Origin of the sequence: Saccharothrix lopnurensis (assembly GCF_042658445.1) — a bacterium.
Taxonomy (GTDB): Bacteria; Actinomycetota; Actinomycetes; order Mycobacteriales; family Pseudonocardiaceae; genus Actinosynnema; species Actinosynnema lopnurensis.
The window spans coordinates 1-21,009 of the sequence record NZ_JBHSQO010000007.1 but is presented as its reverse complement, the minus strand read 5'-3'; the positions used below and the strand labels follow the sequence as shown (position 1 = coordinate 21,009).

At 75.2% G+C, this 21,009-nt stretch carries 21 protein-coding genes; 11 read left to right on the top strand and 10 right to left on the bottom strand.

Annotated elements, in window-relative coordinates:
- Positions 1-5 precede the first annotated feature (5 nt).
- Positions 6-1,772: an acetyl/propionyl/methylcrotonyl-CoA carboxylase subunit alpha gene (locus ACFP3R_RS09360; RefSeq protein WP_380634700.1), complete on the bottom strand. Its 1,767-nt coding sequence runs from the start codon at positions 1,770-1,772 to the stop codon at positions 6-8.
- Between the two features lie 116 nt (positions 1,773-1,888).
- Between ACFP3R_RS09360 and ACFP3R_RS09355 the strand changes: the two genes are divergently transcribed.
- Positions 1,889-2,560 carry a hypothetical protein gene (locus tag ACFP3R_RS09355; protein ID WP_380634698.1) on the top strand — a complete coding sequence of 224 codons (672 nt, stop codon included), beginning with the start codon at positions 1,889-1,891 and terminating at the stop codon, positions 2,558-2,560.
- Between the two features lie 180 nt (positions 2,561-2,740).
- Here the strand turns inward: ACFP3R_RS09355 and ACFP3R_RS09350 are convergent, their stop codons facing one another.
- Positions 2,741-4,063 carry a dicarboxylate/amino acid:cation symporter gene (locus tag ACFP3R_RS09350; protein WP_380634696.1) on the bottom strand — a complete coding sequence of 441 codons (1,323 nt, stop codon included), beginning with the start codon at positions 4,061-4,063 and terminating at the stop codon, positions 2,741-2,743.
- Between the two features lie 173 nt (positions 4,064-4,236).
- Positions 4,237-4,845 (bottom strand): Maf family protein, encoded by a 609-nt coding sequence (locus ACFP3R_RS09345; protein ID WP_380634694.1) that lies wholly within the window; start codon positions 4,843-4,845, stop codon positions 4,237-4,239.
- A 259-nt stretch (positions 4,846-5,104) separates the two neighbouring features.
- Here ACFP3R_RS09345 and ACFP3R_RS09340 point away from each other — a divergent pair, with 259 nt between their 5' ends.
- On the top strand, positions 5,105-5,512 hold the full coding sequence (locus tag ACFP3R_RS09340; RefSeq protein WP_380634692.1) for a hypothetical protein: 408 nt from the start codon (positions 5,105-5,107) through the stop codon (positions 5,510-5,512).
- On the opposite strand, the gene ACFP3R_RS09335 is transcribed toward ACFP3R_RS09340, so the two are convergent.
- Positions 5,509-5,718 carry an acyl-CoA carboxylase subunit epsilon gene (locus ACFP3R_RS09335; RefSeq protein WP_380634690.1) on the bottom strand — a complete coding sequence of 70 codons (210 nt, stop codon included), beginning with the start codon at positions 5,716-5,718 and terminating at the stop codon, positions 5,509-5,511. The genes ACFP3R_RS09340 and ACFP3R_RS09335 overlap by 4 nt on opposite strands.
- On the bottom strand, positions 5,715-7,346 hold the full coding sequence (locus ACFP3R_RS09330) for an acyl-CoA carboxylase subunit beta (RefSeq protein WP_380634689.1): 1,632 nt from the start codon (positions 7,344-7,346) through the stop codon (positions 5,715-5,717). The genes ACFP3R_RS09335 and ACFP3R_RS09330 overlap by 4 nt, the downstream gene beginning before the upstream one ends.
- A 176-nt stretch (positions 7,347-7,522) precedes the next feature.
- Between ACFP3R_RS09330 and ACFP3R_RS09325 the strand changes: the two genes are divergently transcribed.
- The 7 genes from ACFP3R_RS09325 to ACFP3R_RS09295 all read left to right on the top strand — a co-directional run bounded on the left by ACFP3R_RS09325 (position 7,523) and on the right by ACFP3R_RS09295 (position 13,622).
- Positions 7,523-8,302 carry a biotin--[acetyl-CoA-carboxylase] ligase gene (locus tag ACFP3R_RS09325; protein ID WP_380634687.1) on the top strand — a complete coding sequence of 260 codons (780 nt, stop codon included), beginning with the start codon at positions 7,523-7,525 and terminating at the stop codon, positions 8,300-8,302.
- Between the two features lie 30 nt (positions 8,303-8,332).
- A complete protein-coding gene (locus tag ACFP3R_RS09320; RefSeq protein WP_380634685.1) occupies positions 8,333-8,851 on the top strand; it encodes a PH domain-containing protein in 519 nt (172 codons plus the stop codon).
- Complete coding sequence (locus tag ACFP3R_RS09315) at positions 8,838-9,767, top strand: hydroxymethylglutaryl-CoA lyase (protein WP_380634683.1); 930 nt, start codon at positions 8,838-8,840, stop codon at positions 9,765-9,767. The genes ACFP3R_RS09320 and ACFP3R_RS09315 overlap by 14 nt, the downstream gene beginning before the upstream one ends.
- Positions 9,768-9,914: 147 nt before the next feature.
- Positions 9,915-10,367, top strand: coding sequence for a YbaB/EbfC family nucleoid-associated protein (locus tag ACFP3R_RS09310; protein ID WP_380634681.1), 453 nt, complete (start codon positions 9,915-9,917; stop codon positions 10,365-10,367).
- Complete coding sequence (locus tag ACFP3R_RS09305; RefSeq protein ID WP_380634680.1) at positions 10,364-10,672, top strand: WXG100 family type VII secretion target; 309 nt, start codon at positions 10,364-10,366, stop codon at positions 10,670-10,672. Before ACFP3R_RS09310 ends, ACFP3R_RS09305 begins: the two co-directional genes overlap by 4 nt.
- Positions 10,673-10,707: 35 nt before the next feature.
- Positions 10,708-13,341, top strand: coding sequence for a TNT domain-containing protein (locus ACFP3R_RS09300; protein WP_380634678.1), 2,634 nt, complete (start codon positions 10,708-10,710; stop codon positions 13,339-13,341).
- Positions 13,338-13,622 (top strand): hypothetical protein, encoded by a 285-nt coding sequence (locus ACFP3R_RS09295; protein WP_380634677.1) that lies wholly within the window; start codon positions 13,338-13,340, stop codon positions 13,620-13,622. The genes ACFP3R_RS09300 and ACFP3R_RS09295 overlap by 4 nt, the downstream gene beginning before the upstream one ends.
- 20 nt (positions 13,623-13,642) lie before the next feature.
- On the opposite strand, the gene ACFP3R_RS09290 is transcribed toward ACFP3R_RS09295, so the two are convergent.
- Both ACFP3R_RS09290 and ACFP3R_RS09285 read right to left on the bottom strand, forming a co-directional pair.
- The gene (locus tag ACFP3R_RS09290; RefSeq protein WP_380634675.1) at positions 13,643-14,917 is read right to left on the bottom strand and encodes an ATP-binding protein; all 1,275 of its coding nucleotides are present in this window, start codon (positions 14,915-14,917) and stop codon (positions 13,643-13,645) included.
- Positions 14,917-15,588, bottom strand: a complete 672-nt coding sequence (locus ACFP3R_RS09285) for a response regulator transcription factor (protein ID WP_380634673.1) — start codon at positions 15,586-15,588, stop codon at positions 14,917-14,919. The genes ACFP3R_RS09290 and ACFP3R_RS09285 overlap by 1 nt, the downstream gene beginning before the upstream one ends.
- Before the next feature lie 33 nt (positions 15,589-15,621).
- Between ACFP3R_RS09285 and hisN the strand changes: the two genes are divergently transcribed.
- A complete protein-coding gene (hisN, locus tag ACFP3R_RS09280) occupies positions 15,622-16,407 on the top strand; it encodes a histidinol-phosphatase (protein WP_380634671.1) in 786 nt (261 codons plus the stop codon).
- 1 nt (position 16,408) lies between these two features.
- On the opposite strand, the gene ACFP3R_RS09275 is transcribed toward hisN, so the two are convergent.
- Genes ACFP3R_RS09275 through ACFP3R_RS09265 form a run of 3 tightly spaced genes read right to left on the bottom strand, consistent with a single transcriptional unit; the run spans position 16,409 to position 19,912 of the window.
- Positions 16,409-16,963, bottom strand: coding sequence for a GtrA family protein (locus ACFP3R_RS09275; protein WP_380634669.1), 555 nt, complete (start codon positions 16,961-16,963; stop codon positions 16,409-16,411).
- Positions 16,964-16,998: 35 nt separating this feature from the next.
- Positions 16,999-17,514 (bottom strand): GtrA family protein, encoded by a 516-nt coding sequence (locus tag ACFP3R_RS09270; RefSeq protein WP_380634971.1) that lies wholly within the window; start codon positions 17,512-17,514, stop codon positions 16,999-17,001.
- Between the two features lie 34 nt (positions 17,515-17,548).
- Entirely contained in the window at positions 17,549-19,912 is a 2,364-nt protein-coding gene (locus ACFP3R_RS09265) for a sigma-70 family RNA polymerase sigma factor (protein ID WP_380634667.1), read from the bottom strand.
- Positions 19,913-20,060: 148 nt separating this feature from the next.
- Here ACFP3R_RS09265 and ACFP3R_RS09260 point away from each other — a divergent pair, with 148 nt between their 5' ends.
- The gene (locus ACFP3R_RS09260) at positions 20,061-20,867 is read left to right on the top strand and encodes a GGDEF domain-containing protein (protein ID WP_380634665.1); all 807 of its coding nucleotides are present in this window, start codon (positions 20,061-20,063) and stop codon (positions 20,865-20,867) included.
- Positions 20,868-21,009: the final 142 nt, after the last annotated feature.

Genomic DNA, 21,009 nt, shown 5'->3' with positions numbered 1-21,009 from the left:
CGAGCCTATTCCTTGATCTCGCACAGGACCGTGCCCTGGGTGACGGTCGCGCCCGGCTCGGCGGCCAGGCCGGTGACCACGCCGGCCTTGTGCGCGGTGACCGGGTTCTCCATCTTCATGGCCTCCAGCACGAGGAGCAGTTCGCCCGCCTCGACCTGCCGGCCGTCCTCCACCGCGACCTTCACGATCGTGCCCTGCATCGGCGCGGTCACCGCGTCGCCGGACACGGCCGCGCCGGACCCGCCGCCCGCGCGCTTGCGCGGCTTGGCCCTGGCGCCCGCCTGCGCGCCGCCCCCACCGGAGATCGCCAGGTCACCGGGCAGCGAGACCTCCAGCCGCCGGCCGCCGACCTCGACCACGACGGTCTGCCGCGCCTCGGCCTCCTCGGCCTCCGCGCCGCCGGTGAACGGGGCGATGGTGTTGTCGAACTCGGTCTCGATCCACCGGGTGTGCACGCTGAAGCCCGCGTCGGAGCCGACGAACGCCGGGTCGCGCACGACCGCGCGGTGGAACGGCAGCACGGTGGCCATGCCCTCGACGACCATCTCGTCCAGGGCGCGGCGGGCGCGCTCCAGGGCCTGCGCGCGGTCCTCGCCGGTGACGATCAGCTTGGCCAGCAGGGAGTCGAACTGGCCGCCGATGACCGTGCCGCTCTCCACGCCCGCGTCGACCCGGACACCCGGGCCGGACGGCGCGGTGAACGTGGTCACGGTGCCGGGGGCGGGCAGGAAGTTGCGGCCCGCGTCCTCGCCGTTGATGCGGAACTCGATCGAGTGGCCGCGCGGGGTCGGGTCCTCGGTGAACCGCAGCGGCTCGCCCGCGGCGATCCGGAACTGCTCGCGCACCAGGTCGACGCCCGCGGTCTCCTCGCTGACCGGGTGCTCGACCTGGAGGCGGGTGTTGACCTCCAGGAAGGAGATCGTGCCGTCCAGGGCCACCAGGTACTCGACGGTGCCCGCGCCGTGGTAGCCGGCCTCCTTGCAGATGGCCCGCGCGGAGGTGTGGATCGCCGCGCGCTGCTCGTCGGTCAGGAACGGCGCGGGGGCCTCCTCGACCAGCTTCTGGTGCCGGCGCTGGAGCGAGCAGTCGCGCGTGCCGACGACGACGACGTTGCCGTGCTGGTCGGCCAGGACCTGGGCCTCGACGTGGCGGGGCTGGTCCAGGTAGCGCTCGACGAAGCACTCGCCGCGGCCGAACGCGGTGACGGCCTCGCGCACCGCGCTGTCGAACAGCTCCGGGATCTCCTCCAGCGTGCGGGCGACCTTCAGGCCGCGGCCGCCGCCGCCGAACGCCGCCTTGATCGCGACCGGCAGGCCGTGCTCCCGCGCGAACGCCACGACCTCGTCCGGGCCGCCGACCGGGTCCTTGGTGCCGGGCACCAGCGGCGCGCCCGCGCGCGTGGCGATGTGCCGGGCGGTGACCTTGTCGCCGAGGTCGCGGATGGCCTGCGGGGTCGGCCCGATCCAGGTCAGGCCCGCGTCCAGGACGGCCTGCGCGAAGTCGGCGTTCTCGGACAGGAAGCCGTAGCCGGGGTGCACCGAGTCGGCGCCCGACCGCTTGGCCACGTCCAGCAGCTTGTCCACCGAGAGGTAGCTCTCGCCGGGGGTGCTGCCGCCGAGGGCGAACGACTCGTCGGCGAGCCGCGCGAACGGGGCGTCGCGGTCCGGATCGGCGTACACGGCAACGCTGGCCAGACCGGCGTCCCGGCAGGCGCGGATGACCCGGACGGCGATCTCACCGCGGTTGGCGACGAGGACCTTGCGCAGCGACACGACGTCCTACCTCCTGCAACGCTGGACATGGAGCGGCAATGGAGGGGGAGTTTAGTGACCCGGCAGTACGCGGTGGCCGAGAGACAGCTCACGCTTCGGTGAAACAATCGGCGACCGTGACGCGTCCACCCGCAGCTGTGCTCCTGGTCGCCTGCCTGGCCGTGGTCACCACGGTCGCGGGCCTGGCGTTCGCGTGGTCGACGCGCCCGGGATCGCCCGCGGCGACCGGTTCGGAGCCGCCCCGGGACGAGCTGAGGTGCGGTGCGGAGGCGTGCCGCCCGGTGGTGGAGCAGCGGGTCGGGCCCGACTCGGTGGCGCTGCTGGTGGGTTCGGGGGTGGGGCGGATCCGGGCGTCGGGGGCGTCGGGGCCGAACGTCTTCGAGTTGACCATCGCCGCGTCCGGGGCGGAGATCACCGAGCGGTCGCTCCAGTGCGTGGACGCCGAGGTCGGGGTGTGCCTGGTGCGCGGCGAGGTCGGGTCGGAGGTGCGCGGGGAGGTGCTCGTGCGCCGGTCGGGGGCGTGGTCTCGGGCGCAGGTGCCCTACGTGTCGAGCGGGGGGCACCTGGGGCTGCACGACGTGAACCGGGACGCGGTGGCCGACGTAGTGGCGGTGCAGCGCGAGTGCCCGGCGGGGGTGGACTGCGCGGAGCGGTTCGCGCAGGTGTTCTCGCTGGTGGACGGGGGTGACGAGCTGGGCTGCACGGCGGTGGTCGAGGCGCCCGAGCTGTTGCCCGGCTGGCCGGCGGTCGTGCCGGACGCCGCCGACCTCGGCCCGTGCGGCGGCTGAGCCGTGTCGTCCTGAACGGTGAACTCGGGGGTCCTGAACGTACGACACGGTGGTCCTGAACGTACGACTCGCGCACGTGTCGAACACTCGCGCCGCGCGAGTCGTACGTTCAGGTCGCGTGAGTCGTACGTTCAGGTTGGGTGAGTCGTACGTTCAGGGCTGGTGAGTTGAGGGGTTGGGTCAGGCTGGGACGGGGGTGCGGGGGGTGGTGGACAGGAGGGGCGGCTCGCTGGGGGCGTTGAGGACCTCGTCGTCGAGCAGGCCCTCGGTGCGCGCCACCAGGACCGGGACGGTGATCTGGCCGGCGACGTTGGTCGCGGTGCGGACCATGTCCAGGATCGGGTCGATGGCGTAGACGACCGCGACGCCGGTGGCGATGACCTCCGGCGGCATGTTCACCGCGCCCAGGGTCAGCGTCAGCATGGTGAACCAGCCCGTGGTGCCCGCGGTCGCCAGGGAGCCGAACACGGCCACCGCGATGATCGCCGCGTACTGCCAGAGGCCCAGCTCGACGCCGAACAGGTTCGCGATGAACACCGTCGCGATCGCCGGGTACACCGCGGCGCAGCCGTCCATCTTGGTCGTGGTGCCCAGCGGCACGGCGAACGACGCGTAGTCCTGGTCCACTCCGAGGTTGGCGGCGGTCTGCCGGCTCAGCGGCAGCGTGGCGCCCGACGAGCGGGACACGAACGCGAACTGGATGGCCGTCCACGCCTTGCCGAAGAACGTCACCGGGCTGACCCGGCCCACGAACCGCAGCAGCACCGGGTACACCACGAACAGCACCAGCAGCGTTCCGCCGTACACGGACGCGATCAGCGAGAACAGCGGGCGGACGAACGAGTTGCCGTAGGTGGCGAACGCGGTGCCGATCAGGCCGAACACGCCGATCGGCGCGAGCAGCACGATCCAGCCGACGACCTTCTGGATCAGGTCGAACACCGACCGGGTGAGGTTGACGAACGGCTCGGCCCGGTCGCCGAGGGCGAAGGCGGCGAAGCCGACCAGCACCGAGATGAACACGACCTGGAGCACCTCGCCCTCGGTGAAGGCGGCGAACAGGTTGCTCGGGACCAGCGTCTCCAGCAGCGTGCTCCACGAGCCGGGGTCGCGGGCCGCGAGCCGCTCCACCGCCGCCTCCGACGGCTGGACCTGCACCCCCGAACCGGGGCTGAAGATCAACGCGATGGCCAGGCCGATGGACACCGAGATCAGGGACGTGATGGCGAACCACAGCAGCGTCTTGCCGCCGAGCCGCGCGGCGCGGTTCGTGCCCAGGCGGCGCAGGCTCGTGATGCCCACGACGATCGCGGTGAACACCAGCGGGATGACGGTGAACTGCAACAGGCTGGTGAACACGTCACCGATCTGGCTCAGGGTGGTGGTGAGCCACGCCTGGTCGGTCGCCTGGGCGAGGTAGCCCGTGAGCGCGCCCAGGACGAGCGCGGCGAGCACGGTGAGGCCGAAGACCTTCGGTTTGGTGTAGGTGCGGATGAACGACACGACTGCTCCGGTGGGTGCGCGGGGACGGGAGACGGGGTGTCAGGGGCGACAGCCCGTACTCGTCCGGCGACCGAAGTCGATGTGCCGGCGACGCGTCAGCAACTCGTTCATCGGCTACCCCAACGCTCGACGCCCAGGGGGAACTTCCCCGATCGGGGGAAGTGTGACAACCGCTACCAGATGCTGGACACCGAGACGCCGACCTTGCGCAGCAGGCGGCGGGTGAGCGGCAGGCTGATGCCGATCACGCTGGACGGGTCCCCGTCGATGCCGTCCACGAACCAGCCGCCCAGGCCGTCGAGCGTGAACGCGCCCGCGACGTGCAGCGGCTCGCCGGTGGCGAGGTACGCCTCCAGCTCGTCGTCGGTGGGGCGGCCGAACCGGACGGTGGTCGACTCGTGGTCGACGGCCCGGTCGACGACCACGCCGTCCCGCACCAGCAGCACGGCGTGCCCGGTGAGGAGGGTGCCGGTGGTGCCCGCCATCCGCTTCCACCGCTCGCGGGCCACGTCGGTGGTGCCGGGCTTGCCGTGCACCTCGCCGTCGGCGGTGCGGAGCATCGAGTCGCAGCCCACGACCACCTCGTCCCCGGTGGAGCCGCCGGCGATGGCCTCGGCCTTGGCCAGGGCCAGCGCGGTGACCAGCTGCTCGGGGGTGGGGTCGGTCAGCGAGGCGGCGAGGGCGTCCTCGTCCACGCCGGAGACCCGGACCTCGGGCTCGACGCCGGCGGCGCGGAGGACGGCTAGGCGGGCGGGTGACTGCGAGGCCAGGACGAAGCGCACGGTGGGAAGCCTAAGGGGGACGGGGCGGGTGGCTCGCGGTAGGCCGAGTGGGTGGACGGGGCCGGGGGAGCGCTGCTGGGCCTGGGTCGGGGGGAGTGCTGCTGGGCCTGGGCTGGGCGTCGCCGGCGTGGCCCGGGTCACCGCGGTGCCGCGAGCGGCTCGGGTCACGGCGGTGCCGCGAGCGGCTCGGGCGCCCGCGCGAACCGGCTGCGTAGATCTACCGATGCGCGCCCCGCCACCGTTGGGCAACCTCGGAGAGGTGCAGCGTTGGGCTCTGGTGGTGCGTCGGGCGGACCGGGGTCGCGGTCGCCGCCGGTGGTTGTTGGTCCTGCCGGCCGTGGCGGTGCTGGGGGTGGCGCTGAAGGTCGTGTCCACCGACCCGGTCGGGTACGGCGTCCCCTTCTGGCCCTTCGCCGACGCGGGCGACCGGGTCGAGAGCCGGGTCATGGGCGAGGTCACCACCACCGCCCGCGCCCTGCGCCGCCTCGACGCCGTCCCCGGCGCGGTGGCCGGGGAGGACGGCGTCGAGGTGCTGGAGGCGCGGGTGGCGGCGGGGCGCATGTGGATGCGGGTCCGCCTGCGCGTGCCCGACGGCGTCCGGTGCCGCGAGGTCGGCGTCCTGCGGGACGTCGCCACGCAGGTCACCAGCCGCCGGGTGGAGTGCTAGGGCAGGCCGGAGGCCCGCCACGCGCCGGGGCCGGCGTGGAGGGGGCGGCGGACCAGGCGCGAGCGGTCCGCCCACGCCGAGCGGCGGGGTGCCGCGGCCTGCGGCGCGGGCCGGGACGCGAGCGCCGCCACGACGGCGGTCAGGGCGGCCAGCTCCTCGTCGTCCGGGTTGCCGCGCACGACCCGGAGGTGCGGCTGCGCGCTCACAGCGGGATGTTCCCGTGCTTCTTGGGCGGCAGCACCTCGCGCTTGTCGCGCAGGATCGCCAGCGCGCGGGCCACGTGCGCCCGGGTGAACGACGGCGGGATCACCGCGTCCACGTAGCCGCGCTCGGCCGCCACGTACGGGTTGCACAGCGCGTCCTCGTACTCGCGCTGCAACCGGGCCCGCAGCGCGTCGACGTCCTCGCCGCCGTCGACCGCGGCGGCCAGGGTCTTGCGGTGCACGATGTTGGCCGCGCCCTGCGCGCCCATCACCGCGATCTGCGCCGTCGGCCACGCCAGGTTGACGTCCGCGCCGAGGTGCTTGGACCCCATCACGTCGTACGCGCCGCCGTACGCCTTGCGGGTGATCACGGTGACCAGCGGCACGGTGGCCTCGGCGTAGGCGTAGATCAGCTTCGCGCCGCGCCGGATGATGCCGTTCCACTCCTGGTCGGTGCCGGGCAGGAAGCCGGGCACGTCGACGAAGGTCAGCACCGGGATGTTGAACGCGTCGCAGGTCCGCACGAACCGCGCCGCCTTCTCCGAGGCGTCGATGTCCAGGCAGCCCGCGAACTGGGTGGGCTGGTTGGCCACCACGCCGACCGAGTGGCCGTCGACCCGGCCGAACCCGATCAGGATGTTCGGCGCGAACAGCGGCTGGACCTCCAGGAACTCGCCGCCGTCCAGCACCCGGGTGATGACCTCGTGCATGTCGTACGGCTGGTTGGCCGAGTCCGGCACGAGGGTGTCCAGCTCGCGGTCGGAGTCGGTGACCGAGTCCTCGACCGAACCGTGCACCACGTCGTCCGGCGCGTCGAACACCGGCGCCTCGGCCAGGTTGTTGGCCGGCAGGTAGGACAGCAGCTCCTTGACGTAGGAGATGGCGTCCTCCTCGTCGGCGCCCAGGTAGTGGGCGTTGCCCGACTTGGTGTTGTGGGTGCGGCCGCCGCCCAGCTCCTCGAAGCCCACGTCCTCGCCGGTGACGGTCTTGATCACGTCCGGGCCGGTGATGAACATGTGCGAGGTCTGGTCGACCATGACCACGAAGTCGGTGAGCGCCGGCGAGTACACGTGCCCGCCCGCGTTCGCGCCCATGATCAGCGAGATCTGCGGCACGACACCGGACGCGGCCACGTTGCGGCGGAAGATCTCGCCGTAGAGGCCCAGCGAGACGACGCCCTCCTGGATGCGCGCGCCGCCGCCCTCGTTGATGCCGATGATCGGCCTGCCGGTCTTGATCGCCAGGTCCATGACCTTGACGATCTTCTCGCCGTACACCTCGCCGAGGGACCCGCCGAACACCGTGACGTCCTGGCTGAACACGCACACCGGGCGGCCGTCGACGGTGCCGTAGCCGGTCACCACGCCGTCGCCGTAGGGCCGGTTCCGGTCCTGGCCGAAGTTGGTCGAGCGGTGCCGCGCCAGTTCGTCGAGCTCCACGAACGAACCCGGGTCCAGCAGCAGCTCGATGCGCTCGCGGGCGGTCTTCTTGCCCTTGGCGTGCTGCTTCTCGACCATGCGCGCCGAGCCGGCGTGCACGGCCTCCTCGTTGCGCCGGTGCAGGTCGGCCAGCTTCCCGGCCGTGGTGTGGACGTCCGGCTCCTCGCCGACGGGGGCGGTCGCACTGCTCATGACCGGGCAGCTTAGCCGGCTGCGCCAGGCCCCGTCCGGGCTAGTAGCCCAGGTCACGATCGGTCGATTTGACCTCCAGCGCGCTGGAGGTCGCAGGCTTGGCGGGAGCGGCCCGCCCCGCCTCCACACCGCTCCGACACAGCGCGCGGTGCGGGCCGCTCCTACCCTGCACACCCGTGGACGCCGCAACCCTCCGCGACCGGCTCGTCGGCCCCTACGCCGCCGTCGACGTCGTCGCCAGCACCGGATCGACCAACGCCGACCTGCGCGCCGCGGCGGGCTCGGGCGCGCCCGACCGCACCGCGCTGATCGCCGGGGAGCAGCTCTCGGGCCAGGGCAGGCGCGGCCGCGGCTGGGTCTCGCCCACCGGCGGCCTGTACCTGAGCGTGCTGTTCCGCCCGGTCGGCGTGCCCGCGCAGCGCGTGCCGTGGCTGACCCTGCTGGCCGGGGTCGCCCTGGTCCGCACCGCGGCCGACGCGGGCGTCCGGGCCACCCTGAAGTGGCCCAACGACCTGCTGGTGGGCGGCGCGAAGGCCGCGGGCGTGCTCGCCGAGGTCACCGCCGACGAGGCCGTGGTGCTGGGCGTGGGCCTCAACGTGGCCAGGCTGCCCGCCGACGTCGAGCCCGGCGCGGGCGGCCTCGCGCCGACCAGCCTGGCCGACCACGCCGCGGCACCGGTGGACCGCACCGAACTCGCCGTCTCGCTGCTCCGGCAGCTGCACGACCTGGAGGCCCGGTGGCGCGGGCTGGCGGGCGACGACCCGGCGCTGCGCGAGGAGTACCGGGCGCACTGCGCCACGCTGGGCCACCCGGTCCGGGTCGAGCTGGCCCGGGGGGTGGCGCTGCTCGGCACCGCCCGCGACGTGGCGGACGACGGCACCCTGGTGGTCCGCGACGAAACGGGCGCCGACCACCCCGTTTCCGCCGGGGACGTGGTGCACCTGCGGGTACGGTGAGGCGAGCACCAGCCACCGAAGGGGACCGCCGTGGCCCACCCGGACGACCTGCTCGGACCCGGCGAGCACGTCGTGATCGACAAGCACCCCCACTGGAGGGCGCTGTTGCTCCCGGTGGTCGCGTCGGTCGCGCTGGCCCTCGGCGGCGCGTCGCTGGCGGGACCCGTGTCGGCCCTGACGTGGGCGACGACCGCGTGGTTCGTGCTGGCCGGCGTCACCGCGGTGCTGGTGGCGTGGCTGGTGGTCGCGCCGGTGCTGCGCTGGCTCACCACGCACTTCGTCGTCACCGACCGGCGGGTCATGTGCCGGATCGGCGTGGTCCGGAAGGCCCGGCTGAACCTGCCGCTGGAGCTGGTCCACGACGTCCGCTTCGAGCAGGGCGCGCTGGACCGGCTGCTGGGCTGCGGCACGCTGGTGGTCGAGTCGGCCGCGGACGGGCCGCTGGAGTTCGACGACATCCCGGCGGTGGCGGAGGTGCGCGCGGCGCTGGGTCGAGTGCTCGACGGCGGGCACCTACAGGAGGGCAGGAGCACGAATGGGCGCGCGTGAGGTCGGCCTGCCGGAGGCGGTCGCGGGCGACGGGTTGCCGGACCGCGTCACGATCTGGGAGGTCGGGCCGCGGGACGGCCTCCAGAACGAGTCCGGGGTGGTCCCCGTGGCCACGAAGCTGGAGTTCCTGGACCGGCTGGCCGACGCGGGCGCCCCGGTCCTGGAGGCGACCAGCTTCGTGCACCCGAAGTGGGTGCCCCAGCTCGCCGACGCCGAGGAGCTGCTGGCCGGCCTGGACCGGCGGGCCGGCGTCGACTACCCGGTGCTGGTGCCCAACGAGCGCGGCCTGGAGCGGGCGCTCGCGGCGGGCGTCGACCACGTCGCGATCTTCGCCAGCGCCACCGAGACCTTCGCCCGGCGCAACCTGAACCGGTCCCTGGACGAGCAGTTCGCCATGTTCGACCCGGTGGTCACCCGCGCCAAGGCCGAGGGGCTGCGGGTCCGGGGCTACGTCTCCATGTGCTTCGGCGATCCGTGGGAGGGCGCGGTCGGGCGCGAGCAGGTCGTGGGGGTCGGCAAGCGCCTGCTGGACATGGGCTGCGACCAGCTGTCCCTGGGCGACACCATCGGCGTGGCCACGCCGGGGCAGGTCACCGCGCTGCTGGCGGCGTTCGGCGACGTCGACCGGCTGGCCGTGCACTTCCACGACACCTACGGCCAGGCGCTGGCCAACACGCTGGCCGCGCTGCGGGTGGGCGTGACCGCGGTCGACTCGTCGGCCGGCGGGCTGGGCGGCTGCCCCTACGCGGAGTCCGCGACCGGCAACCTGGCGACCGAGGACCTGGTGTGGATGCTCGACGGCCTCGGGATCGGGCACGGCTTCGACCTGGACCGGCTCGCCGACACCAGCGCGTGGATGGCGGAGCGGCTGGGCCGGCCGAGCCCGTCGCGGGTGGTCCGGGCCCTGCGCGGGTAGCGCCGGACCCGAGGGGTCCTCACGTGCGGGGCGACGTGCCGCGCACACCGGTTTTCCCCCGAAGGGCCCCGGAACCGGGTGCCGGGTCGTAACGTCCAACGCGCGACCGACGACCATGCCCGGCGACGGTTGGAACCGGAGGTGGCCGTGACGACCGATCACCGCGCCCGGGTCGACGAGCTGCTCGCCGACTACCGGCGCAGCCGAGAACAGCTCGCGTCCGTGCAGCGCGACCTGGCCGGGGTGACGGCTGCCGCGAGCAGTCCGGGCGGTGAGGTGACCGCGGTGGTGGACGCCCGCGGCACGCTGACCGACCTGGAACTGACCGACGCCGCCTACCGGTTGCGGCCCCCGCAGCTCGCCCAGCTGGTCGTGCGCACCGCGCGGGAGGCCGTGGCCCTGGCCGCCGAGCGCACCTACCGGGCGCTGGGGCCGGCGCTGCCCGCCGGGACCGACCCGGAGGCGCTGGTGCGCGGCACCGCCGACCTGAGGCCCGAGGAGATCGCGCCGCCCGCGCGGCCCGGCCGGGTCGACGACGACGAGGACTTCGAGCAGCGCGACTGGCTGGACGTCGACGCCACCGGGAGGCACCTGAGATGACCGGCTTCCACACCGACCTCGCCCGCCTCACCGAGGGGGCGCGGGACTTCGGCGCGTTCGCCGAGCGCGCTGGGAAGATCGCGGGCGACCTGGGCGTCGCGCTCGACTCCCTGGGCGCGTGCTGGGGCGACGACGCGGTGGGGCAGAGCTTCGCGGCCGGCCACGTGGGCCCGTCCGGCGACGTGCTGAGCGGGATGGGCGCGCTCGGCCCCGGTTTCGGCGGCGTCGGTGAGCGCCTGACCGAGACGGCCCGCACCTACCGCGAGGCCGAGCGGGGCAACACCGACTCGTTCCGCGCCCTCTGACCCCCGCGCCGTCCGAAACACTCCTGGGAGCCGCCATGGGCATCGAGCTGCCGGCCGAACTGGTCGAGGTCGCCGCCAAGGCCGGGGTCGCGTGGCCCCGGGCCGACGAGGACGCCATGCGCGCGTCCGCCACCGCGTGGCGCGAGGCGGGCACGCGGCTCGCCGCGCTGGCCGGCGAGTCCGACGGCGCCGCGACCAGGGCGCTGGGCTCGATGAGCGGGGCGACCGGCGACGCGGCGCGCGGGCACTGGAACGCGTTCACCGCCCCGGACGGCGCGCTGAACTCGGCCGTGCGCGGCTGCCGCTCGGCGGCGGACCGGCTGGACCACGCGGCCGAGCAGATCGGCGCGGCGAAGGCCGAGCTGGTGCGCGAGCTGGTGACCCTGGCCAGGAACAACGACGCGGCGCAGCAGGCCGCGACCGCCGGCCACCCGGCGGCGCTGCTGGGGCTGGACACGGCGGTGCGGGGCGCGGCGACCAACGTCGCCCACCTGACCGACGTGCTGACCAACGCGGTGCGGCTGGACAGCGGCGTGACGGTGGGCGGGAGCCTGCCACCGGTCGACACCAGCCCCGGCGTGCACGGGCCCGGGGGCGGCGGTGCGGGTCCGGGCGGGCCCGGTGACGCGCCCGGCCAGGGCGGCGACCAGGGGCGCGGCACCCAGTCGAACGGCGGCGGGCTGCCGGGTGGTGGGCTGCTGGGTGGCGGCGCGCTCGTGGACGGGCTGCTCGGCAACGGCAGTGGCAACGGCAGCGGCGCCGCTGGTGGCGGTGGCAGCGGTGGCGACGCGGGCGGCAACCGGGCTCCCGGGCTCGTCGGCGGGCTGCTGGGCGGGGTCGCGGACACGGTCGGCGCGGTGGCCGACCCGCTCGTGGACGCGGTCGGCGCGGTGGCCCCGCCCGTCGCCGCGGTCGTGGACCCGCTGGTCGACACGGCCAAGGACGTGGTGAGGGGCGCGGGCGACACCGTCGACCAGGCCCTGCCCGGTCCGGTGGGCCAGGGCCAGGGGCAGGGTCCGGCGGGCCAGGGTCCGGGTGCCGGTCAGGGGCCGCCCGCCGCCGCGCCCGGCCTGGTGAACCAGGTCCTGAACCCGGTGGACCACGTCGTGAGGCCGGTCGGGGACGCGGTCGGCGGCTCGGTCCCGGGCGCGCCCGTCGTGGACGCGGTCGGCCGCCCGGCCGACACGGTCGGCCAGTCGGCGGCGGCGGTCCTGGACCGGCCGGTGCTGCCGGTCGACACCCCCCACGCGCCCGCGCAGCAGTCCGCCGCCCCGGCGGCGAACCAGGCCGCCCCGCAGGGACCCTCGTTCGGCGGCACGACCGGTGGCGCGCCCGGCGCGTCCCCGGCGGCCGGCGCGGCGGCCACCCAGTCCCCGGCGGCCAACGCCGGGGCGCAGGCGTCCGCGCAGCCGGGCCAGGCCGCGCCGAAGGCGGAGGCGCGAGCCGCGCAGGCGGCCGTGCCCACCCAGGGCTCGTCGGGTCAGGGCTCGCCGGGTCAGGGGTCCGGTGCGGCGGGCCCGGGTCAGGGCTCGTCGGCGCAGGGGTCCGCCCAAGGGCAGAACCAAGGGCAGAACCAAGGGCAGGACCAGGGCGCGGCCAAGGACGCCGGCGCCGCCAAGGGGGAAGCCGCCAGGCCCGAGGCCCAGGCCAAGACCGAGGCGCCGGCCAAGGCGGACACCCAGGCCAAAGCGGACGTCAAGGGCGAGGCGAAGGCCGAGTCCACGGCCGGCGACCTGCGCGAGGCGCTGATCACCGCCGCCCGCGACGTCGAGGACGCGGCCCAGGACGGCTCGCTCGCGTTCGCCGTCGTGCCGATCCCGGTCGCCCGGGACGGCGCGGCCCGGACCCCGCTCCTGCCGGGCCCCGCCCCGACGACCCCGCCGGCCCGGCGGGACGAGCCCGCGCCCGACCCGGTCCCCGCCGCGAGCACCGCGCGGCCGAGCACCGAGGCCGTCGCGCTGTTCCTGGCGCACATGTTCCCCGGCGGCACGCTGCCCCGGCCCCGCACCGCGCCGGTCCGCCAGCTCCCGCCGCCGTCCGGCGAGCAGGTGTTCGCGGCCGGCCTCCGGTTCGAGCCGGGCGGCCACCCGGACCGGAACCTGGTCGACACCTCCGCGCAGCTCGGCCTGGACCTGACCTACGGCGACCTGCTGCGGTCCCGGCTCTCCGGCGCGGCCGGCGACCCGGCCGCCGAGCCGCGACCCGCCGTCGCCCGCCCGCGCCTGGTGCTCGCGCCGGGCGCCGCGCCCGACCCCGCGCTGCTGGTCGGCCACGACCCCCAGGCCGGGATGCACGAGCGCGACTGGGACCGCCGCTTCCTGGTCCGGTCCGACCCGCCGGAGTACGCGTGGCCGCCCGGCGAGCTGTTCCCCGAGGGCGGCTACGAGGCGGGGCAGCCCGGCGTGCTCGCGGTCGGCGTGGAGCTGGACCGGTTCGGCCCGGCCGAGGGCCGGGTGCTGGCCGAGTCGGGCACCGCCTACGCCGCCCGCTCGCTGCCGCCCGCGCTGCTCGACGCCGGCCACCACCGCTACCGGGTCGCCCGGGTGCTGCCGGTGTGGTTCACGCTGTCCGCCGGGTGGTTCGGGCAGCCCGGCGGTGGCGTCCGCTACCGCACCACCCACCCCGTGGCCGACCTGCTCGCCCTGGGCTACCTGGAGGAGGTCCGGTGAACGCGGAGTCGGTCGAGGGCTGGCTGCTGGCGGTGGGCGTGCCCGCCGAGGTCGTGTCGATCGGGGCGGAGGCCGAGAACCGGTGGTGCCTGCTGCCCACCGGGGAGGGCTTCGAGGTCTTCTGGCGCGAGCAGGGCAACCGCTACGACTGGGCCGCGTTCACCAGCGAGGACGTGGCCTGCCACTACCTGTTCGGCCGCCTGGTGTGGGCGCAGGTGGTGCGCGGCGCGGTCGGCGTGCTGCCGGAGGCGGCGGAGCGGAGCGCCCCCGGCGGGGCCTGAGATCCGGCTGGAGACGGGGTCTAGCGGGGCGTGAGGTCGGTCCGCCAGCTCACGCCCACCACGTCCTCGGCCTTCGGCACCGGCAGGAACACCGCGAACGTGGCGGGCCGGGCGGTGGACAGCTCCAGCCGCCCGCCGTCGGCGTCGACCAGGGCCCGCGCCAGCGCCAGGCCCACGCCCGTGGAGCCGCCGCCGGACACGCCGCGCTCGAAGATGTGGTGCGACAGCTCGTCCGGCACGCCCCGGCCCGAGTCGCTGACCTCCACGACCACCGTGCCGTCCTCCCGGCGCGCGGACACGACCACCTGGCCCTCGCCGTGCCGCAGGGCGTTGTCCAGCAGCACGCCGATCGCCTCGCGCAGCCGGGCGGGCGTGGCGCGCGCCAGCAACCCGTCCGGCACCCGCACCCGCAGCACGCGCCCGACGCCGCGCAGCGGCTCGCGCCACTCCTCCGCGATGGCGACCAGCTCCGCGGCGAGGTCCAGCGGCTCCGCGCCGACCGCGCGGGCGGCGCGGGCGGCGGCCAGCATCTCGTTGAGCACCTCGGCCAGCCGCTCGGCCTGCTCCAGCGCGGCCCGCGCCTCGGCCGCGGTCTCCGGCTCCGGGTGCAGCGACAGCGCCTCCAGCCGCAGCTGCAACGCGGTCAGCCGGCTGCGCAGCTGGTGCGACACGTCGCCGACCAGCTCCCGCTCCCGCTGCACCAGCTGGGCCAGCGCGATCGCGGACCGGTCCAGCGCGTCGGACACCAGGTCCAGCTCCGGCACGCCGTGCCGCCGGTCGTCGCTGCGGAAGTCGCCCGCGCCGAGCCGCGTGGCGCGGGCCGCCACGTGCCGCAGCGGCTCGGCGAGCCTGCGCGCGGTGACCCTGGCCACCACCGTGCCGGTGCCGACGGACAGCACCACCAGCAGCACCACGAGCCCCGACACCTGGTACTGCGTGGTGTGCACCGGGTCCGCGGACACCTCCAGCCGCACCGTGCCCTGCTGCGCGATCGGCACCTGCACCGACAGCGCGTCCTCGCCGGGGGTGCTGCCGAACTCCAGCACCCGGCCGCCCGTGGTGACCACGAGGTGGCCGCCCTCCGGCACCCCCACCTCGACCGGCCCCAGGTCGATCGGCTGCCCGTTCGCGATCTGGTCGTCGATGGAGGCCGCGATCCGCTGCGCCCGCGTGCCCAGGTCGTTGCGGGCGGCGCCCTCCACGAGCTGGAGCGCCGTGTAGCCGAGCGGGATGCCCAGGGCGAACCCGGTGACCGCGACGGCCAGCAGGATGGCCCGCAGGATGCGGCTGCGCATCAGTCGGCCGCGTTGAAGCGGAACCCGACCCCGCGCACGGTCGCGATGCGGCGCTCCACGCCGCGGGCGTCGCCGAGCTTGCGGCGCAGCCACGACATGTGCATGTCCAGGGTCTTGCTGCTCTTCAGCTCCGGGTCGTTCCAGACCTCGGACAGGATCTCGTCGCGGTGCACGACCTGGCCCGCGCGCTGGATCAGCACGCGCAGCAGCTCGAACTCCTTGTTGGCCAGCTGCACCTCCTGCCCGTCCACGGTGACGCGGCGGGCGGCGAGGTCCACGCGGACGCCGTTGACCTCCAGCGTGCCGGGGGCGCGCCGGCGCAGCAGCGCCCGGATCCGGGCCATCAGCTCGGCCAGCCGGAACGGCTTGGCCACGTAGTCGTCCGCGCCCGCGTCGAGCCCGACCACGAAGTCCACCTCGTCGGACCGGGCGGTGAGCATCAGCACCGGCAGGCCGCGCCCGTTCGCGCGCAGCCGGCGGCACACCTCCAGGCCGTCCATGCCGGGCAGGCCCAGGTCGAGCACCAGCAGGTCGATGCCGCCGTGCGCGGCCGCGTCCAACGCGCCGGGACCGTCCCCCACCACCTGAACCTGGTACCCCTCGCGCTGAAGCGCGCGGGACAGCGGCTCCGCGATCGCCGGGTCGTCCTCGGCCAACAAGACCACGCTCACGGCACCCAGCGTAGGCGTGGCACGATCGCCCGCGTGTCCGCCCTTCGCGCAGATCTCGCCCTCGCCCTCCGCCTCGCCGACGAGGCCGACCTGATCACCACCTCCCGGTTCCGCGCGCGGGACCTGGTGGTGGAGCGCAAGCCCGACCGCACCCCGGTCACCGACGCCGACGTGGCCGTGGAGGACGCGATCCGCGCCGTGCTGGCCGTCGAGGCGCCGGACGACCAGGTCGCGGGCGAGGAGCGGGGCGGCGAGGTGGGCGCCGGGCGCGCGTGGGTGGTCGACCCGATCGACGGCACCAAGAACTTCCTGCGCGGCGTGCCGGTGTGGGCGACGCTGATCGCGCTGGTGGAGGACGGCACGCCGGTCGTCGGGGTGGTCAGCGCGCCCGCCCTGGGCCGCCGCTGGTGGGCGTCGACCGGGGGCGGCGCGTTCTCCTCGGACGCCTCGGGGGAGCGGCGGATCGCCGTGTCCGGGGTGCGCGACCTGTCCGACGCCTACCTGTCCACCACGCACCTGGGCTCGTGGGTCGAGCACCACTCGCGCGAGGCGTACCTGGCGCTGGTGGACGCGTGCTGGGAGAACCGGGCGTTCGGCGACTTCTGGCAGCACTGCCTGGTCGCGGAGGGCGCGATCGACGTGGCCGCCGAGGCGGTGGTGAACCCGTGGGACGTCGCGCCGTTCCAGGTGCTGGTGACCGAGGCGGGCGGGCGGTTCAGCGACCTGACCGGGGCCGGCCGCTACGACGGCGGCAGCGTGCTGACCAGCAACGGGCACCTGCACGAGGCCGCGCTGGCGGTGCTCGCGGCCGGCCGCTAGGTCACGAGTGGCCGAGGGCCTGCTCGTCCTCCTCGGGCAGGTCGTAGGCGCGGGTCACCCGGCGCGGGCGGTAGTCGGCCTGCGGGAAGACCCACCTCTTGTAGCCGTACCAGCGGAACACCATGGCGATCAGGGTGCCGATCACCTGCGCGCTGAGGAAGTCGGAGAACTCCTCCGCGAGCCGGCTGACGTTCGGCTCCTGGAGGTGCAGCAGGTACCGCGACACCCACAGCGGCGCGGAGTTCAGCACGATGCCGATCCCGTTGATCAGGAAGAACAGCGCGGCCTCGTGCCTGCGCTCGCGCCCGCCCCGGGTCTTGAACGACCACTCGCGGTTGAGCACGTAGGACACGATCGTGGCGACCAGGGTGGCCACGATCTTCGCGGTCACCGGGTGCTCGCTGAGCACGATCGACTTCAGGCCGAAGAAGATGGCCGTGTCGATCACGAAGCAGGTGCCGCCCACCACCGCGAACTTGAGCAGCTCGCGGTGCTTGAGCGCCAGCGAGCGCAGCGGTTCGGGCAGGCGCAAGACCACGTTCTCGACCACGGACACCACAGCATTGTACGGAGCGGCGGTAAAAGTGCTGTTCAGGCCACGTCGAGCCGGTCGCGCACGACCCGCAGCTCCTGCACCGGCGGGCGGGCGTCCGCCTGGGGGAAGACGAACTTGCGCATCGCCCAGAACTTGAAGCCGGTGGCCAGCAGCATCCCGATCACCCCGCCGCTGGCGAAGTCGGCCACCTCCGAGTGCAGGTCGAACACGTGCCGCGACGCGTACAGCGGCAGCAGGTTCACCCCGACGCCGATCCCGCTGACGAGGAAGAACAGCGCCGCCTCGTGGTGCCGCTCCCGGCCACCGCGGGTGTGGAACGACCACTCGCGGCTGAGCACGTAGGAGGCGATGACCGCCACCAGCACCCCGATGGCCTTGGCCGTGACCACCTTGTCGTCCAGGACGGTGAGCTTGAGCGCGTACCAGACGCCGTTGTCGATCAGGAACGTCGTGCCGCCCACGGCGGCGAAGCGGATCAGCTCCCGGTGCTCGCGGACCAGGGAGCGAACCGGTTCCGGCAGACGGCCCAGGAGCCTGCGCACGAGTGGCAGCACCGGGGCAGGTTACCGGCCGGTGATCGACCGATCACGAAGGGGTTCGACAGGGGTCGGGCAGCAGGTCGCCCAGGATCGGCAGCCACGGCAGGAGCGGTTGGCAGGGCTCGGTCCGCCTGGTGGTGGTCGTCGGGGTGGTGGTGGTCGTCGTCGTGGTCGGCGCGGTCGTGGGCGGCCCGGTCGGCCGCGGCGGCGGGTCGGTCCGCGACGTCGTGGTCGGGGTGGTCGGCCGCGGCGGCGCGGGCGGTGCGGTGGTCGACGAGGTGCCGGTGGGGCGGGGGACCGTCGTGGTCGTCGTGGGCGTCGTCGTCGGGGTGGTGGTGGTGGTCGGCCGCGGGGTGCCGGTCGGCTCGTCGGCCGGGGGTTCCGGCTCGCCGTGGCCGTGGCCGGGGCGCCGCGAGATCGGCACCTCGACGCTGCGGGAGGCGGTGCCGAGGGTGGCGGTCACCCGGACCACGCCCTCCCGCCACGGCACGCCGAACACCCACACGGGCAGCTGGAACGACCCGCCCCGGTCCAGCCGCACCTCGCACACCACCCGGTGGTGCGACCGCTCGCACCCGCGCCACAGCGTGACCAGGGTGAGGTGCTCGTCGCCCTCGACCACCAGGCGCAGGGTGCCGGGCCGGCCGCCGGTGTTGACCGCCGTGACGTCCAGCCTGGGGTCCCAGAAGTGGTGCTGCCACGTGCGCACCGACAGTTTCAGGGCGTCCTCGGCCGGGGTGACCTCGACGTCGACCTCGATGTTCACGCTGATCGCGGTGCCGGCGCTGACCGTGCCGGTGATCAGGCCGGTCATCGCCTCCCAGTCGGCCTGGAGGTGGAACACGAACGTGGCGGTGCCGCCGGGCGCGAGGCCCTGCGGGGTGGCGCAGGTGATCGCGCCGACGCCCGCCGGGCAGGCCACGGTCTGCTCGGGCAGGCCGTCGAACTGCGCCAGGCGGCGCGGCGCGAACGACGCCGGTCCGCCGACCGACCGCACGCCGGGCGGCAGCAGCAGCGCGGTGCCGGCGGGCGCGGAGGCGGTCTCGCCGGTGTTGCGCACGGTGATCGGCAGCGCGACCGGGTCCGTGCCGGGGGTCAGGCTGAAGCCGCTGGGCACGGTCGGCACCAGGTTCGGCGGCGTCGGCTCGGGTTCGGGCTCCGGTTCCGGCTCGGGCTCTGGTTCTGGTTCGGGTTCCGGCTGCGGTTCGGGTTCCGGCTCGGGCGCCGGTTGCGGTGCGGGTTGCGGCTGCTCCGGCACGGTTTCGGTGGTCGTCGTCGGCGCCGTGGTCGTGGTGGGCGCGGTGGTGGTCGCCGGGGCCTGCGTCGGCGAGGGCGCGGTGGTCGGCAGGACCCGGGTGGCGGTCGTGGGCAGCGGCGAGAGCTGCGCGGCGGGCACCTCCTGCTCACCGCCGCTGGCCAGGCCGATCGCCACCGCGAGCGCCAGGGCCGCCACGGACGCCGCCGCGCCGAGCGCCTGGCGCGGCGCGGAGGTGAGCAGGTTGGCCACGCCGCCCGAGCCGGTCGCGGAGCCGCCGGCCGCCGTGCCCGCCACCCCGGCCGCTCCCGCCGCACCGACCGCCCCGGCGGTGACCGCGGCGGCCTTGGCGCTGCCCGCCGCGGCGGCGAGGTAGCCGCCGGCGCCCAGGCCCAGCACCATGGGCGCGATGATCCCGCGCAGCGCGCCGTTGACGTCGGCCAGCTCGGCGGCCAGCGCGCGGCAGTTCGCGCACTCGTCCAGGTGGGTCTCGACCTGGGCGGTCTCCCGCTTGGACAGCCCACCGCGGGTCCACGCGCCCAGCCGGTCGACCGTGGCGCGGCACCGCTCGGCCTGCGTCTCGGCCAGGTGGACCTGGAGGTACGCCTGCTTGAGGCCCTCGCGGGCCCGGTAGGCCAGCGCGGACACGCCGTTGGCGGTCAGGCCCAGCAGCGGCGCGACCTCGGCGGGGGACTGGCCCTCGATCTCGGTGTGCCACAGCACCGTCTGCCAGCGCTCGGGCAGCCGGGCGAACGCCCGCGCGGCCAGCGACCGCTCCAGGCCCGCCACGGCGGTGTCGGCGAAGGGCACGGCGGTCGCCTCGGGCGCGGCCTCGGCCACGTCCTCGGAGAGTTCGAGCTTGCGGTCCCGGCGCGTCTTGTCGTAGGCCGTGTGGCGCAGCGCGGTGAGCAGGTAGGCGCGGAAGGCCGTGTCGGGGCCGCGACCGGCGCGCAGCGTGTCCAGGACCTTGGCGAAGGCGTCCGAGACCAGGTCGTCGCACTCGGCGGAGGACCTCGCCAGCTGGCGGGCCAGGTTGTAGGCGGCGCCCACGTGCCGTTCGTAGAGCTGCCCGTAGGCGTCGGTCGACCCGGCGCGCACGGAGTCGATCAGCTCCGCATCGCTGGGTCCCTGGACGTCAGCAGGAACGGTCGCCACGTGTTTCCCCTCCTCGCGCGGGGCCAGTTTGGCGCACCAGGTCGCACACCGTCACGGGAAGACCCTCAATCGTGTCCTGTGAATGCCGTCATGGATGACGCCCGGCGACGTCCCTTACCCGGCAGACCGACGTCGAGGAGGCATCCGAGTGGGTGTTCGGGTAGCGGTGGCACGGCGGTTCGGCGCGGGCGGTGCACGCGTCCTGCGGTCGAGGTGGCGGACCGCGGCCATGGCCGCGGGCTGGGCCTTCCCGGCCGACTGGCCGGTGCGCGAGGTCGACGAGGTCTGCTCGGCGGTGCTGGACGCGGCGGACCCGAGCGGCGCGCTGTACCGGCTGGGCGGCGCGCGGGCCGAGGCCGGCGCCGGGCTGGCCGAGACGCTGCTGGACCTGGCGGCGCTGCACGCGGTGCTCACCGGGCCGAGCGGGACCGACGGGATGGTCTCCCCGGACGTGGACGCGGTGCCCGCGCGGATGCTCCGGGCCGCCGCCCTGGGCTGGGGCGAGGTGGTGAGCTCCCAGGCGGCCGAGTGCGCCGCGGACAACCCGCTGACCGGCCTGGCCACCTCCGCGTACCTGCGCACCCGGTTGCGCGAGGTGTACGCGGAGGAGCGCGCCACCGGCCGCCGGGAGCACGCGCTGGTGCTCGCGGCGCTGGACCTCAGCCGGGTGAGCGGCTGGTCCCGGGTGGTGGCGATGACGCTGCTCGCGGACGCGCTGCGGGAGGTGTTCGACGCGGGGCAGACGCTGGCCTCGATCGGCCCGGCCACGGCGTGCGTGCTGCTGCGCCGCGACCACACCCTGCCCAGGGTGCTGGCCAACCTGCGCCTGCTCGCCGCCGACCGGCTGGCCGTCGACCCGCACGTCGCGCCCACCGGCCCGGTCCGGGTCCGGGTGGAGGAGCTGCCCGGGACCTGGGACGAGGCCACCGCGCTGATCACCGGGCTCGGGCGCTGAACCCCCTGTCCGGCGCCCGCCCCGTGCCCCACCGGGCGGGGACCGGTGCCGCACGCGCCGGCCGCGGGGCCGTGCCCGGCGGGAGGGCCGGCGCTCCCGCGGCGACGAGGGGTCCCGCTGGGCGCGGCGCGTCGACCGGGGC